This is a genomic window from Enterococcus sp. AZ062 (assembly GCF_051715065.1).
GTDB classification, from domain to species: domain Bacteria; phylum Bacillota; class Bacilli; order Lactobacillales; family Enterococcaceae; genus Enterococcus_B; species Enterococcus_B mundtii.
On the sequence record NZ_JBIOTB010000001.1, the window covers coordinates 140032 to 155717 of the forward strand.

Annotated in this window: 11 protein-coding genes; 10 read left to right on the forward strand and 1 reads right to left on the reverse strand. The window is 39.2% G+C overall.

All coding sequences use genetic code 11. The features are described 5' to 3' along the window. Window positions 1–955: 955 nt before the first annotated feature. From rnc to IGJ00_RS00720, 7 genes are all read left to right on the forward strand, one after another. Window positions 956–1648: a ribonuclease III gene (gene rnc, locus IGJ00_RS00690; protein ID WP_010734427.1), complete on the forward strand. Its 693-nt coding sequence runs from the start codon at window positions 956–958 to the stop codon at window positions 1646–1648. Window positions 1649–1660: 12 nt separating this feature from the next. Further along, a complete protein-coding gene (gene smc / locus IGJ00_RS00695; RefSeq protein ID WP_142433299.1) occupies window positions 1661–5242 on the forward strand; it encodes a chromosome segregation protein SMC in 3582 nt (1193 codons plus the stop codon). 8 nt (window positions 5243–5250) lie between these two features. Then, on the forward strand, window positions 5251–6060 hold the full coding sequence (locus tag IGJ00_RS00700) for a Cof-type HAD-IIB family hydrolase (protein WP_142433298.1): 810 nt from the start codon (window positions 5251–5253) through the stop codon (window positions 6058–6060). Window positions 6061–6072: 12 nt separating this feature from the next. Further along, window positions 6073–7071, forward strand: a complete 999-nt coding sequence (ftsY, locus tag IGJ00_RS00705; protein ID WP_071867765.1) for a signal recognition particle-docking protein FtsY — start codon at window positions 6073–6075, stop codon at window positions 7069–7071. Between the two features lie 397 nt (window positions 7072–7468). After that, window positions 7469–9751 (forward strand): bifunctional glutamate--cysteine ligase GshA/glutathione synthetase GshB, encoded by a 2283-nt coding sequence (gene gshAB / locus IGJ00_RS00710; protein ID WP_071867764.1) that lies wholly within the window; start codon window positions 7469–7471, stop codon window positions 9749–9751. Window positions 9752–10103: 352 nt separating this feature from the next. After that, the gene (locus tag IGJ00_RS00715; protein WP_233433745.1) at window positions 10104–11588 is read left to right on the forward strand and encodes an LXG domain-containing protein; all 1485 of its coding nucleotides are present in this window, start codon (window positions 10104–10106) and stop codon (window positions 11586–11588) included. 13 nt (window positions 11589–11601) lie between these two features. Beyond that, window positions 11602–11916: a hypothetical protein gene (locus tag IGJ00_RS00720; RefSeq protein ID WP_071868051.1), complete on the forward strand. Its 315-nt coding sequence runs from the start codon at window positions 11602–11604 to the stop codon at window positions 11914–11916. A gap of 279 nt (window positions 11917–12195) precedes the next feature. On the opposite strand, the gene IGJ00_RS00725 is transcribed toward IGJ00_RS00720, so the two are convergent. Then, window positions 12196–12636 (reverse strand): YueI family protein, encoded by a 441-nt coding sequence (locus IGJ00_RS00725; protein ID WP_071868050.1) that lies wholly within the window; start codon window positions 12634–12636, stop codon window positions 12196–12198. A gap of 383 nt (window positions 12637–13019) precedes the next feature. On the opposite strand from IGJ00_RS00725, the gene IGJ00_RS00730 reads away from it, so the two are divergent. The 3 genes from IGJ00_RS00730 to IGJ00_RS00740 are packed head-to-tail and all read left to right on the forward strand — an operon-like array spanning window position 13020 to window position 15674. Further along, window positions 13020–13970 carry an ABC transporter permease gene (locus IGJ00_RS00730; protein ID WP_161641700.1) on the forward strand — a complete coding sequence of 317 codons (951 nt, stop codon included), beginning with the start codon at window positions 13020–13022 and terminating at the stop codon, window positions 13968–13970. After that, on the forward strand, window positions 13963–14922 hold the full coding sequence (locus IGJ00_RS00735) for an iron chelate uptake ABC transporter family permease subunit (protein ID WP_071868048.1): 960 nt from the start codon (window positions 13963–13965) through the stop codon (window positions 14920–14922). The genes IGJ00_RS00730 and IGJ00_RS00735 overlap by 8 nt, the downstream gene beginning before the upstream one ends. Next, on the forward strand, window positions 14919–15674 hold the full coding sequence (locus IGJ00_RS00740) for an iron ABC transporter ATP-binding protein (RefSeq protein ID WP_023518917.1): 756 nt from the start codon (window positions 14919–14921) through the stop codon (window positions 15672–15674). Before IGJ00_RS00735 ends, IGJ00_RS00740 begins: the two co-directional genes overlap by 4 nt. Window positions 15675–15686 lie beyond the last annotated feature (12 nt).

The window sequence follows — 15686 nt, forward strand, 5'->3', positions numbered from 1 at the left end:
ATTAACCAGCGAATGATTTAATGGCATAAGCTGAATTGTAAAAAAATAGGATTAAAAATTTGGGGAAGAGAGTCCAATTAAGTATCGATTACCGGATAAATTTTACAAGTATTCATAATAAAATACGACGATCTCACTCTGATAGAAAAGAGATGAGATCGTCGCTCAAGCGTTGATTGATCTGTTGAGAGGGAGTGGTTTAGTATTGTACTATATTAAACATTTTGTTTCATACTTTATCTGTTCTCTAAGGTTGTGCTACTTTAGCTAAGATAAATAGTAGCTAAAAATGATTCTTTTCTTTTATTGTTTTTATTGCTTCAACCAACTCAGTCTCGATTTTACCTTTTGAGCGTAGCAAGCCAATTATTTCATTTAACTGTGCAACGATTTTTATTATACCGACAAAAACAACAACAAAAATAAAACTAGTTACTGAAAAAATTTTAATCACCAACTTACATTATATTTTGACGATATCCTTTGTCAGTTAACGTCACTCAAATGGTTTCTGTATTTTCGTGACTAGACAAAAAATCGTGGATGTTGATTATTCTAACTAATAAATCATAATCATCGATGCGTCAATGCTTATGATCTCGTATGTAACAGCAAAAGCAACTAATCTGATATTTTATAGTGTATTACCTCCAGCTCCCACGGCAAGTGTATCATAGAAGTTATGGATAGACTACTTCGCCCCTATTTATTATTAAGTGTTGGCGAACAACTAAAGGAAGAGACTTCTCAATAGGAAAAATATACTACGATCAGAAAACAAAGAGAGCATCCAACGGATTTTGTATCTGCTAGTCTTAGTTTATTTTTTTTATAGGAGGTTTATTCATATCATTCATAAAGCTTTTCATACCTTTTGTCTCAACCATTTCATATTTTATAAAAAACCAGTATAATAAGGAAGTATTGAAAAAATAGCCATAAAGGAATGTGGGAAATGGACAATCAGCTAACAAAAGAATTGAAAGAAAAGTATAGCATCGTTTTTCACGATTTAAACTTACTTGAACAAGCTTTTACCCATTCATCCTATGTGAATGAGCATCGCAATTTGCAACTATCCGACAACGAACGTCTTGAGTTTTTAGGAGATGCTGTATTAGAGTTAATGGTTTCTGAATATCTGTATCGTTTGTATCCAGATATCCCAGAAGGAAAATTGACCAAAACTCGTGCAGCTATCGTGCGTGAAGATAGTTTGTCCAAATTTGCCAAGGAATGTCGTTTTGACCAGTACATCCTGTTAGGAAAAGGTGAGGAGAACTCAGGCGGACGAACCCGTCCAGCGCTTCTTTGTGATCTGTTTGAAGCCTTTTTAGGAGCGTTATACCTTGATCAAGGATTTGACGCAGCACATGCGTTTATTGAAACGGTGATTTTTCCGAAGGTACGTGCCGGTGCTTTTTCCCATGAGATGGATCATAAAACAAGATTACAAGAAGTATTGCAAAAAGCAGGAGACGTGTTGATCGAATATCGTTTGATCAATGAAGAAGGTCCAGCACACGAACGTATTTTTTGGATCGAAGTATACGTTGACGATCGGTTGATTGGAACTGGACAAGGAAAATCGAAAAAACTAGCAGAACAAGCTGCTGCTGAGAATGCTTTAGCAGCACTAAGTAAGTGAGGGAAAGACTTCGTGTATTTAAAACGCATTGAAATAGCCGGCTTTAAATCATTTGCAGATAAAACAATCATTGAGTTTGAAAATAGTGTCACAGCGGTCGTTGGACCAAACGGTAGTGGGAAAAGCAATATTACCGAGGCCATCCGTTGGGTACTAGGCGAACAGTCTGCGAAAAGCCTTCGTGGCGGGAAAATGCCGGATATTATTTTTGCCGGTTCTGATTCCCGTAAACAATTGAATGTCGCTGAAGTAACCGTCGTATTAGACAACTCTGATCATTACTTGCCACTAGAGTATAGTGAGATCAGTGTGACACGGCGTTACCGTCGAACAGGTGAAAGCGACTTTTTCATCAATAAACAACCTTGTCGTTTGAAAGACATCCAAGAATTATTTATGGATTCTGGCTTAGGGAAAGAATCATTTTCGATCATCTCTCAAGGAAAAGTCGAAGCGATTTTTAGCAGTAAGCCTGAAGACCGTCGAGGGATTTTTGAAGAAGCAGCTGGAGTCTTGAAATACAAACAGCGCAAGAAAAAGGCGGAGCAAAAGCTTTTTGAAACAGAGGATAATCTAAGCCGTGTCCAAGATATCATCTATGAACTTGAAGAGCAATTAACTCCTTTGGCCGCCCAGAGTGAGGCTGCGAAGGAGTTTTTACGATTAAAAGAAACATTGACCGAAACTGATATTTCTTTGATGATTGCTGAAATCAAAGCGGCAAAAAAAGAGTGGGATGAACGACAACTACAATTAGATCAGTTCAACCAATCACTAACATCCTTAACGACACAGATCCAAACAAAGGAACAGTTATTAGCCGACAAACGTAAACAAAATAACCAGGCCGACCGTATGATCGAAAAAAATCAACAAAGGTTATTAGCGTTGTCAGAAAAATTAAAGCAAACAGAAGGACAAAAAGAAGTATTACTTGAGCGAACGAAGCATACCCAAAAGAGCTCAAAAGAATACCAAGCTTCTTTAACTGAAGTGCAAGAAAAAGTGGCTCATTTTGAAGAATTACAAGCGACTTTGACACAAGAAGTTAGTCAAAAAGAAGCAGAGATCCAACAGGCTGAAAAAGCACTGATGAGTACGCAACAAGAATTGGAGAAATACCAAAAATCAACAAAAGAATTGTTGGCAGAATTGCGCGATCAGTATGTCGATTTAATGCAAGAACAAGCAACTGTCGGCAATGAATTGAAGTACTTGGAGCGTCAATATGTCCAAGAGACATCTAAAAGTCAGCAAACACTAGCCAAACAATCGGAAGTGGAAGCGAATGTTGCGGAAATGTCCGCTAAGCAAATCGAGTTGACAGAGCGACATGAAAAGCTACAACAAGCTTTGAATGAGGTCAAAGCGTCACTTGAACTTGTGCAAACAAAAGGAAAACAAGCACAAGAGCGCTTGGCAAAAGAACAGCCTAAAATGTATCAACTGATGAACCAAGTCCAACAATTGCGGGCACGTCAGAAAAGTTTACAAGAAATCCAAGAAAATTACTTTGGCTTCTATCAAGGTGTACGTTTGATCTTGCAACAAAAACAACGTCTTTCAGGTATCGTTGGAGCGGTTGCTGAATTGATCGATGTTCCAGCTGATTATACATTGGCAATCGAAACAGCTTTGGGTGGTTCAGCGCAACATGTCATTGTTGAAAATGAAGGCGATGCACGTCAAGCGATCACTTATCTGAAACAACAAAAAGGCGGACGAGCAACGTTTCTACCATTAACGACAATCAAACCTCGCCAATTACCTGCACATATTTTTGCACAAGCGCAAACAGTTGACGGGTTTATCGGAATCGCTAGCGAACAAGTGACTTATCCCGAACAGATCCAGACAATCGTTCACAATCTATTAGGGACGATTCTATTAGCAAAAGACTTAGCAAGTGCCAATGCCATTGCCCAGCAGATTCGTTACCAGTATCGTGTGGTCTCACTAGAAGGTGATGTCATGAATGCCGGTGGTTCAATGACTGGTGGGGCGACGAAGCGAGGCAATCAAGGAAGTTTGTTTGCACAAAATCAAGAATTAAAACAATTGACTAGTGAGTTTCAACAAGCCGATCAGGAATTGCAAAGTCAAGAAAAGAAAGTCCAAGCATTGCAACAAGAAGTCACGGTTTTGGCAGAAGAACAAGAACTTCTGCGGACACAAGGAGAACAGTTACGCTTTGAAGAACAAGAAGTAGCAAATCAACGACAAAATGTGGCCAACGAACTCACTCGTTTTGAAAAAGAACAGCAAATCTCAAGTTATGAAACGCGTGAACTGCAACAATTCATGGAGAATTACCAAAAACAACAGGCAGAGCTTTTGGCAAAACAGCAAGAACTAGAAGTACAACGCCAAGAGATCGATGCGGAAATCAGTTCATTGAGTCAAGAAAGTGACAAGATGGAAGAACGTCGCGCGCAGATCCAGGAAAAACAAGCACGGGAGCAAGCCTCATTAGCCGTATTGAAAGAGCAATACAATCACTTACAGATCCAACTACGTGGCGCACGCGTACAAAAAAATGAGGCATTAGCCAAACAAGAAGGACTAGAACAACAACTGCATGCATTGACTGCGGACTTCTCTGATCACGAACTGACAGAAGAAAGCTTAGATCAACGAATCGCTGATTTAGCGACAGAAAGAGATCGCTTAAAAGCTTCTCTAGAAGACGCCAAACAGTCACGTGAAGAAATGCAAACGACCATCGATGCGTTGGATGCCGACCTATTAGCTGAAAACCGTAAACAAAAAGAACTTTTGACAGAGCAGTCACAGTTAGAGGTCCAAAAGAATCGTGCGGAAATGATTTTGGATAATCATTTGAATTATCTTCAAACGGAGTATCAGATGAATTATGAAAAAGCCTGTGAATCTTATGAAGAAACAACGGATGTAGCGAACAGCCGGGTAGAAGTTGCTTCGTTGAAACAACAAATCGATCGTTTAGGCCCAGTAAATCTGAACGCCATTGAGCAGTATGAGCAAGTGAATGAACGTCATACCTTTTTGGCTGCGCAACGGGATGACTTATTATCGGCTAAGGATCAATTATTTGAAACAATGGATGAAATGGACGATGAGGTACGGACTCGTTTCAAAGAAGTTTTTGAAGCAATCCGCCAAGAATTCAAAATCGTTTTCCCAAACATGTTTGGTGGCGGTCGCGCAGAGCTTGTGTTGACTGATCCGACTGATTTGTTGCAGACAGGGATTGAAATCGAAGTTCAGCCTCCAGGTAAAAAACTACAAAGTTTAAGTTTACTTTCAGGAGGAGAACGTGCATTGACTGCGATTGCGTTGCTCTTTTCGATTATTCGTGTCTGCCCTGTACCGTTTTGTATCCTTGATGAGGTCGAAGCTGCGCTAGATGAAGCTAATGTCAAACGCTTTGGTCGCTATCTCAGCGAGTTCCAAGACGATATACAGTTTATTGTAGTGACGCATCGTAAAGGGACGATGGTTGCTGCGAATGTCTTATACGGTGTGACCATGCAAGAGTCTGGGGTTTCAAAAATCGTCTCTGTCCGTATGGAAGACATCAATGAAGAAGGAAGAATGAGTGAAACGAAAGTGTAGGGGACGAAATGATCAAATTAATCGCTATCGATTTAGACGGAACACTATTGAACGAAGAAAAGAAAATCTCATCTGAGAATAAACAAGCTTTGGCTCAAGCAAAAGCACAAGGGGTAAAAATCGTTTTATGCACGGGGCGTCCGTTAGCAGCGATGGCTCACTATTTACAAGAATTAGGTTTAGTCGAAGAAGGCGATTATAGCATTACCTTCAACGGTGGCTTAGTCCAAAAGAACGATACAGGTGAAATCATCGAGAAAAAAGCGATGTCTGTGTCTGATATCCATCGTCTTTATGCGTTGGCACAAGAACTAGACTTGCCGTTAGACGTCTTATCAGATAATGTCGTCTTGCAATTACCTAGTGCGCCTCAAAAGCAATCGTTGTACAATGTATTAAACAACTTATTGCAATTCCAACCAGCAGTACTAGCTGATATTACAGATGAGTTTGTGTTGAACAAAGCAGTCATTGCCTATGAGCAAGAAGAACTAGATGCAAAAATCAAGGAGATTCCAAGCGCTTATTATGAGTCGTATGAGATTATCAAAACGCGCAATGTTTTATTAGAATTTATGCCAAAAGGTGTCACTAAGGCATATGGTATTTCTTTATTAGCAAAAGATTTAGGACTTGAACGTAGTGAGATCATGGCAATCGGAGATGAGGAAAATGATCTACCGATGATCGAATACGCAGGACTTGGTGTAGCCATGGAAAATGCGGTACCTTTTGTCAAAGAAGCCGCTGATCATGTCACGGCAAGTAACATCGAACATGGGGTAGCAAAAGCGATCCAACAATTTGTTTTAGTGTAAAGGAGGTATACTATGGGATTTTTTGATAAGATCAAACGAGCCTTTACTGGTGAAGAAGCACCAGAAGAAGTAGAAGTACAAGAGAAATATGATAAGGGTCTAGAAAAGACCCGTAAAACGTTCGGTGAACGAATGAATGAACTGTTTGCGAATTTCCGTACGGTCGATGAAGATTTCTTCGAAGAATTGGAAGAAACATTGATCGGTGCAGATGTCGGCTTTGAAACAGCCATCAAGATCACTGAAGCGTTACGCCAAGAAGTGAAGCTAAGAAACGCCAAGAAACCAGCTGAGATCCAAAATGCGATTATCGAAAAATTAGTTGAGCTTTATGAGCAAGAAGGCATCGATGAAGTCAATACATTGAACCTCCAAGAAGAAGGATTGACAGTGATCCTCTTTGTTGGTGTCAATGGTGTAGGAAAGACGACGAGTATCGGTAAATTAGCACATCAATACAAAACGGAAGGCAAAAAGGTATTGTTAGCCGCAGCAGATACCTTCCGTGCGGGTGCGATCGATCAGTTAGTTGTTTGGGGAGAACGTGCAGAAGTTGAAGTGGTTCGAGGCAAAGCTGGTGGTGATCCTGCGGCAGTCGTTTACGATGCCATCGAAAAAGCCAAAGAAAAACAAGCAGATATTTTACTTGTTGATACAGCTGGACGTCTGCAAAACAAAGTCAATTTGATGAACGAATTAGAGAAGATCAAACGTGTGATCCAACGAGAATTACCAGAAGCACCACATGAGATCTTACTTGTGTTAGATGCGACGACAGGGCAAAATGCCATGGTCCAAGCGAAACAGTTCAAAGAAACCTCTGATGTAACAGGGCTAGTTTTAACAAAATTAGACGGTACAGCTAAAGGTGGAATCGTCTTAGCCATTCGTAATGAATTGCACCTGCCGGTCAAACTTGTTGGTTTGGGTGAGGGAATCGATGATTTAGAAGCTTTTGATCCAAATGACTTTGTCATCGGTCTATTTAAAGGCTTATTGAAAGAAGAATAAACAGTATATGAGCATAAGTTCATCTAAAGAGCTTGTAACAAAGGTGTTCAACTTCAAGAAATAAAAAAGAAGCCACGGAAATCGTTCTTTAAATTTCCGTGGTTTTCCCTTTATTTTTGAAGAGGTTCCGTTTGTTTCAGGCTCTTTTTTCTCTTTCCAATGGACTAGCGATATTTAAGGAACAATATTTTGAGTATAAATCAAAAATGAACCAGCGATTTTTTTGACTGTCCTGTCTGGCTATGTGCTATCTTATTGTTCAGTTTGGAGTCATTTTCCTACAATATCAGCTGTTTTTTTAAAAAAACACCCCTTTTTTCTCATTTTCAAACAATTTCATTCTTTTTCTTGGCGGTTTTTACTATAATGAAACATATGAATTGGAGGACATTTAACCATGAACTATAAAGAATTATTACTGCATCCTCGTTCACTACCGTTCATTAGTCAAGCTCGTTTTGGGGTTGAACGTGAAGGGCAACGTGTGAACTTCTCTGGAAAGTTGGCAACAACCGATCATCCTGAGATTTTTGGGGATCGTACGTATCATCCATACATCCAGACAGATTTCAGTGAAACTCAAGTCGAATTGATTACTCCGGTCACGGATTCTATCAACGAACTTTTTAAATACTTGGAAGCAATCTACGACGTTGCTTCACGCTCAATGGCAGATGATGAAATGATCTGGCCTTTGAGCATGCCTCCGGCTTTACCTGAAAAAGACGAAGAGATTATGATCGCGAAGCTTTCTAATTTTGAAGATGTCTTGTATCGTCGTTATTTAGCAAAGGAATATGGCAAACGCAAGCAAATGGTCAGTGGCATCCATTTCAACTTTGAGTTTGGTGATGATCTTTTACAATCCTTGTTTGTACAACAAACAGAGTTTACCGACTTTGCAGCATTTAAAACAGAATTATATTTTAAAACAGCACAGAACTTCTTGCGTTATCGTTGGTTGATCACTTATTTGTTTGGGGCGTCACCTCTAAGTGAAGACCACTATTTTGTCGGCAAGCCAGCACCAGCAGAACCGGTACGCAGTATTCGTAATAGTTCCTATGGTTATACGAACCATCCGAATGTCAAAGTATCCTATGCGTCAATGCAACAATATTTAACCGATATTGAAAAAATGGTGGAAGAAGGCAAGTTATCCGAAGAAAAGGAATTCTATGCACCAATCCGTTTTCGTGGTGGAAAACGTGTAGCTGATTTAGCAAAATCAGGTATTCGCTATATTGAACTGAGAAATATTGATTTAAATCCTTACGCACGTGTAGGGATCAGTCAAGCACAAGTTCAGTTTTTACAATCGTTCTTAATGTATATGCTATGGATGGAACATGACGTAGCAGTCGATGCATGGGTCGAAGAAGGCGAGCAGCGAAATGAACACGTGTCGTTAGAAAACCCTATGGATCAAACTGCTTTTTATGATGAAGGAATGCTACTTCTTCAAGGAATGAAAGAGATGCTTGTAGCTTTAGGACAATCCGAACGCCTACCATTGATCGATGACATGATCGCACAATTGGATGAACCACGTGAAACATTGGCAGGCAAGATTTATCAGCAAGCACAACAAACAAGCCAACATGACTTTGCTTATACTTTAGGAAAACAGTATGAAGAAGAAAGTCATGAACGTTCGTATCAATTAGCGGGATTTCGTGACATGGAACTGTCGACACAGATTCTGATGTTTGATGCGATCCAAAAGGGCATCGAAGTAAAGGTCATAGATGAATCAGATCAATTTTTACGTCTACAGCATCAAGAGCATATCGAATATGTGAAAAATGCCAATATGACAAGTAAAGACAGCTACATTGTGCCATTGATCATGGAAAATAAAACAGTCACTAAAAAAGTGCTAAAAGAGGCCGGATTCCGTGTACCTGAAGGAGCCGAATTTACTTCAATCGAAGAGGCTTTGAACGCGTATCCACGATTTGCAGAACAAGCCTTTGTTATTAAACCTAAATCGACAAATTATGGGTTAGGGATCACGATCTTCAAAGAAGGAGCATCTTTAGAAGATTACCAGGCGGGTTTAGCAATCGCTTTTCGTGAAGATACTTCTGTACTAGTTGAAGCATTCATGCCTGGAACAGAATATCGCTTCTTTGTGATCGATGGGCAAGTAAAAGCGATCTTACTTCGTATTCCTGCCAATGTTGTGGGTGACGGAAAACGGACGGTGGAAGAACTTGTCGCTGAAAAAAACCTAGATCCATTAAGAGGCAGTCACCATCGTGCACCATTGGAATTGATTCAGTTAGGTGAACTTGAGCAGTTGATGTTAAAAGAGCAAGGACTAACCATCCATTCTGTACCTGAAAAAGATCAAATCGTGTATTTACGCGAAAATTCCAATATCAGTACAGGTGGCGATTCAATCGACGTAACAGATGAATTTTCCGAAGCATATAAACAAATTGCCCAACAAGCGGTAGAAGCCTTAGGCGCAAAAATCAGTGGGATCGATTTGATCATTCCTGATAAAGATATTGATCCTCAAACAGATGACCAAGCCTATGGCATCATCGAAGCGAACTTCAATCCAGCAATGCACATGCACGTCTATCCATTTGCTGGCCAAGGCAGAAGACTGACAATGAATGTCTTAGAGCTGTTGTATCCTGAAGTGATCAGCACACCAAAAAAGAACTAAAATAAGTCGTGAATAAGGGCTGTATCAAAAGTATTCAGCCACATTTAGCAACTTGATCCAAAAACAGCTTATCTGTTTGGATCAAGTTGCTTATTTTTTGAAATAATTACTACTGAGCACTGCTTATAGTCTAGGAGTGAAGGTATGACGAGTCGTCCAATCTCTACGATTAAAAAAGACAAAGGAGTACGACAAACTTGATAAAATTAGGTAACAACACCTATCTAATCGAACTTTCATCTTATAGATAGCAATGGTTTGTTATAATGTTTTGTGAAAGCGTTTTAAAAATGTAAGGAGGAATTTTTAGAGAAAGTAGTAAATAGACCAATATATATAAGGAGAACAACATATGAGTATTGAGATGTACCTGTCCGATTCTTTAGCCCAAGCTACGAGTGCCAGCCACTTCTGCCAAAAACAAGTCACTGATTACCAAAATCTCCAACAAGCCATCACTCAATTCACTTTACAAACGCCCAATCTCCAAGGGAAAACCTACGACGCTGCGAAAGCCTATTTTTCCCAAGTACTTTACCCACTCGTGCAAGGAGGAATCTTACTCTCCGAAGCGGTCGAAAAAGCAGCAAAACGATTTCCACAGGAATACATAAATCAAGTTGATTCCATCAGCTTGAAACAATCCGAATTAGAAGCACAGATTCGCCAAATGAATCAGTATATCACTCAAGCCGAGGGAATAAGACAATTGCTTCTTTCACCTTATATGCCAGAAGAACATCAAAGCTTTCAACTCAGTCAGAATACGTTGTTACTCACGATGTATCATGATTTGAAACACAAACTGGAAGAAAAACTCCAAAAACTCTTAGCTTACAACCAAAGCTCCGCGCAATTTTTTACAGAAATCAAAAGTCTCGAACAAGCAGTCAATCAAGGACTTGCTCAAACGAAAACTGCTTGGAATAGCCAAACGAAAACATTCTCTATGCCAAAAGATTTGTCCTGGACAACTACGATCCAAGACAAATGGCAACAAGCAGACAACGAGAAAAAAGGCATCGATCCAACTAAAAACAAAGAACTAGAAAAGTACAACGTCTATGCTCTCATTATTCACGATAACGAGGGCAACCCACGTGTCTTTTGGAAAATCGAAGACAAGCAATCAGGCTACGGCATCGTGAATCCCGAGCTGTATCAATATGTCACGAAAGTAGGTCACTACTTAGACCCTGAACTGATCCAATTCATGACGTACGATACCTACCAAGAGAAAGTCAATGCAGCATGGCGTCAAGGTGTCAATTACGAAACCGGCGAAAAACTAGACCCACTCTTAGGCAGTATCGTCTCTACCTCGCAATACGTTAAAGACGGCTACACATGGATCAACGAATCCGAACTCGGTCAAGCCTTAATGGTCTTAGGCTTTACTTACGCCTCATACAAAGTATTGACGACTACTGGTGTGAAGCAGGTGGAGAATGGTAAGATTGAGGAGGCGAGTGGGTGGGATATTGATAAGTCATCTTGGAGTTTAAATAGAGAAGGTGCAAATATAAATGGCCGTAAATACTCTAGCCATGCTCTAGAAAGAATGGCACCTGATATACCAGAAGTTAGAGCACAATTGAATATTAGAGCACAAAAAATCGCAAAAAATATGGGATATATTCCTGGAACAAATGAGTATAGTGATTTCATAAAAAAATATGTACAGCCAAGGAATATTCCGCCATCAGTAATCGAAAATGCTATATCCAAGGGTGTGAAAACCCGTGGAAATCAAATAAATACATGGAAGTTAGAAACTAGTGATGTTACAGTAATAATTAATGATTTGGGATTAGTAATTACAGTGATTCCTAAGTAAGGGAGATAAGAAAATGAAATATGATGAGTTAGAATTGATGGAGCTTTTCCTATCAGAAGGTGAGAGTATAACTGATAATATAGGTGATGGTAATATCATGTATAAAATTTCCCGAGGTGATTTTAAGCTGAAAATCTTTATAAGGACTTATGAAAACCAAATCAGTGTATTTTTGACTTATAAAGAAGCAGATGTTTTTTATGGAGATTTTTACAATATTACAGAACTAAAAAAGAAAGACATGTATCTAAAGATTTTTAAAGAAAATCAGGAAATTGTAGAACTTTGTTTTGGGATGATGCTTTCAGTGAGTGTTAGCAATCAATAATTGTATGACAAAGGCACATATTTTAAATAGTTCATGATAAATCAAAATATGTGGAAACTACCTAGGAATGGAGCAAAAAATTGAAACTATTGAACCAATGAAACTACAAATCGTAAAAAATTAAAAACTTAATAACTTAATAACGATTGTAATAAACAAAAAAATCATCCACATTACTAGATTTATCTAGTTTGTGAATGATTTTTGTTTTGCTAGAGGAGCATCCGAACGCTGACAAGTTTTGATTAGAAACTCAAAAATTTAGTTTGCCTTTTGAAATCACTTGAATAATCGGTCCCAAAAGCTTTTTTTCTTGGGTACTTCTTCCTCTTGCTTCGTTGGATATTTTTCTTCTACATCGATCACAGGTTCATTCACTGCTTCTTTGCTTGCGATCAGTAGACCAATACTTTCCGGATCTTCGGAAACATGATCATTTACAACAGTGAATTTCGTTTGGTTTTTCGTTGCCAATTGGATGTATTGATTCTGGATATCCAGGGGTAAGGTCCCGTTTATCAGAATAAATGCTTCTGGTCGTTTCTCTAGTTCTTGTAGGAACTTTTCTTTATTTGTCGGCTCATTCATTTCAGCAACGGTCATACTGAGGTAGCAACGTTCACGAAAGGTACCTAGGTATTTATGCTGTTCTTCTGGGTTGACCAAGGGCGTGCCATACATTCCTTTGTCCAAATGATTTTTCAATTCATCTGATGCCATCCAATTTCCTCCTTTGTTGTTTTAAGTCATTATAACATAGAGGTTGTGACAGAAGCATTTTGACCTGATCAGTAAGCTAGAAAATTGAAAAATAGTTTTTCATATTTTGTCATTTTCTAGCTTAGTGTTGAAGGTTAGCTTTTGGATCACCGTGTAGCCAGGTGGTGAGAAAGTCGTTTAGCTCCAAGCATTAAGGCAGAAATTGAGAAATAGCTTCCCACATTTTTAAGGTCAGAAACAAAAATGAATTTTATTTTTGTATCGTACACGTATTCTAAAATTTATAGGGATTGCTCTTATTTCATTAAAAAACGGTTGCTTTTGTTCAATGCTTCACTTAGAATAAGAATGAGAATCATTCTCAGTTAGCGAGGTAAAGGGAAATGCGCGTGGGTCGCTTGATGGTTTTTTTAGTTATTTTAAGTATATGTTCGCTATTTATTGGCGTGTCTCGAGTGGAATTCATGGAGATTATCCGATTTGAAGGACAGAGTATGCAATTGTTGTTGGCGACACGTTTTCCGCGAACGATTTGTTTAGTACTGGTAGGGGCAACGAGTAGTATTTGTGGGTTGATCATGCAACATCTGACTCAAAATAAATTTGTTTCACCAACGACAGCTGGCACGATGGATAGTGCGAGATTGGGTATCTTAGTGGTGATGCTCTTTTTACCGAATGCTTCTTTGTGGATTCGTTCAGCAACTGCATTTTTATTTGCGTTTGTAGGTACGCTCTTATTTTTATCTTTTGCACGATTTTTTCCACAAAAAAATCAGCTGATGTTACCATTGATCGGCGTGATGCTAGGAAATATTATCGGCTCTGCTGCAACATTTTTCGCCTATCAGTTTCAGTTAGTACAAAACATGTCTTCATGGCTACAAGGAAATTTTGCAACAGTCATGCGGGGAAATTATGAATTATTGTATGTAACGATTCCTTTATTACTTATCTTATCTTTTTTTGCCTATCAATTTACGATCGTAGGCTTAGGTGAATCGTTCGCAGTGAATTTAGGGATGAATTATCGCAACATGCAACTACTAGGGATTGGTCTTGTTTCTTTAGCCAGTGCGATCACTTTGATCATGGTTGGGACGATTCCTTTCTTGGGAGTGATCATTCCAAATATCACAGCAAAGCTCTATGGGGATCAGGTACATAAAACGTTAGGAATTACCGCCATTTTTGGTAGTATCTTTTTGCTTATCTGTGACATGATCGCTCGTCTTGTGATTTTTCCTTATGAAATCCCAGTCAGCGTCATCGTAGGGATCATCGGTGGTTTGATTTTCCTTTACTTGTTAGTAAGGGGGCGCAAACATGGGTAAAAAGATCACTGGTCTATTTTTTATTTTGTCTCTACTCGTGATTGGTGTGACGATTGGTTATTTGACCATCAATACGTATGGTAATTGGGCATTTGCATGGGCCTTACGAAGCAAAAAAATCATGGCGTTCATTTTAGTGGCACTCGCGACGAGCAGTGCGACCGTTAGTTTCCAAACGATTACCCAAAATCAATTTTTGACACCTTCTGTGTTAGGGCTCGATTCCCTCTATGTACTTGTTCAAACCCTCCTCTTTTTCTTGATTGGTGGGGTGACGATGCTTCAGCAAACAGGCACAGGCTTTTTCTTAGTCAACGTGGCATTGATGGTTGGCTTAAGCCAGTTATTATTTTTCTTTTTATTACGAAAAGAAGCTCCTAACTTATTCTTATTATTGATGACTGGGATGATTTTAGGGACACTTTTCAATAGTATCAGTACGTTTTTACAAGTGGTGATGGACCCGAATGAATATGATTTGTTGCAAGGGAAGTTGTTTGCTAGCTTCGGTAATGTCCAGACTGCCTACCTCCTACCTGCTGCATTGTTGATTGGCTGTTGTTGGGTGTTCCTTTTTTATAAAAGACATTTTCTGGATGTCTTTCATCTAGGGAAGGATCAAGCAACGAACCTTGGGATTGAGACAGAGCGTTTTCAATTTTCTATTCTTTGTTGTGTCAGCTTGTTGACAGGAACAGCCACTGCTTTGGTGGGACCAATCACCTTTCTTGGATTTATTGTCGCAAACGTCAGCTATCGTTTGTTTGCAACGTATCGTCATGGTGTTTTACTATTAGGAAGTTTTTTGATTGCTTTCTTGTTTTTGACTGGGGGACAATTGATCGTTGAGCAAGTGTTTGGGTGGAACACGACGGTCAGTGTAGTTGTAGAGTTCACAGGGGGTATTTACTTTATTACAAAATTGATTCGAGAAAGGAAGGAACTGGGATGATTAATTTGAATAGTGTCGAGAAGTCTTACCAAGGAAAAACGGTCGTCGAGGCCTTGCAATTGGAAATCTCGGATCAACAATTGACAGCCTTCATCGGTCCAAACGGCGCAGGAAAGTCAACCGTTCTTTCTATGATCAGTCGCTTGATTCCTAAAGATGCAGGTGAGATCTACTTGGATCACAATGAAGTAAAAGCTTGGAAGTCCAAAGAGATGGCAAAAAAACTAGCTATTTTGAAACAATCCAATGAGATCAGTATGAAAATCACAGTCGAGGAGCTTGTATCGTTCGGGCGTTTTCCTTATTCGAAAGGAAAGCTGACAACGAAAGACCATCAGATCATCGAAGAATCACTCCAGCATCTAGGGTTGGAAGAACTGAAGGACCAAACGATCGACACGCTTTCTGGGGGTCAGTTGCAGCGAGCGTATATTGCGATGGTTCTTGCGCAAGATACTGATTACATTTTGCTGGATGAACCACTCAATAATCTCGATATGAATTTTGCGGTACAAATCATGCAAATTTTAAAGCGCCTTGTACAAGAATTAGGAAAAACGATCATCATTGTGTTACACGATATCAACTTTGCAGCGAGTTACGCAGATGAGATCGTCGCAATGAAACAAGGGAAGTTATTTAGACAAGGCAAAACGAACGATATTATTAAAAAAGAAGTACTAGATCAATTATACGAAATGGACATTCGAATCTGTGAAATCGAAGGACGCAGATTTTGTCTTTATTTCTAAAAACTACGAAGG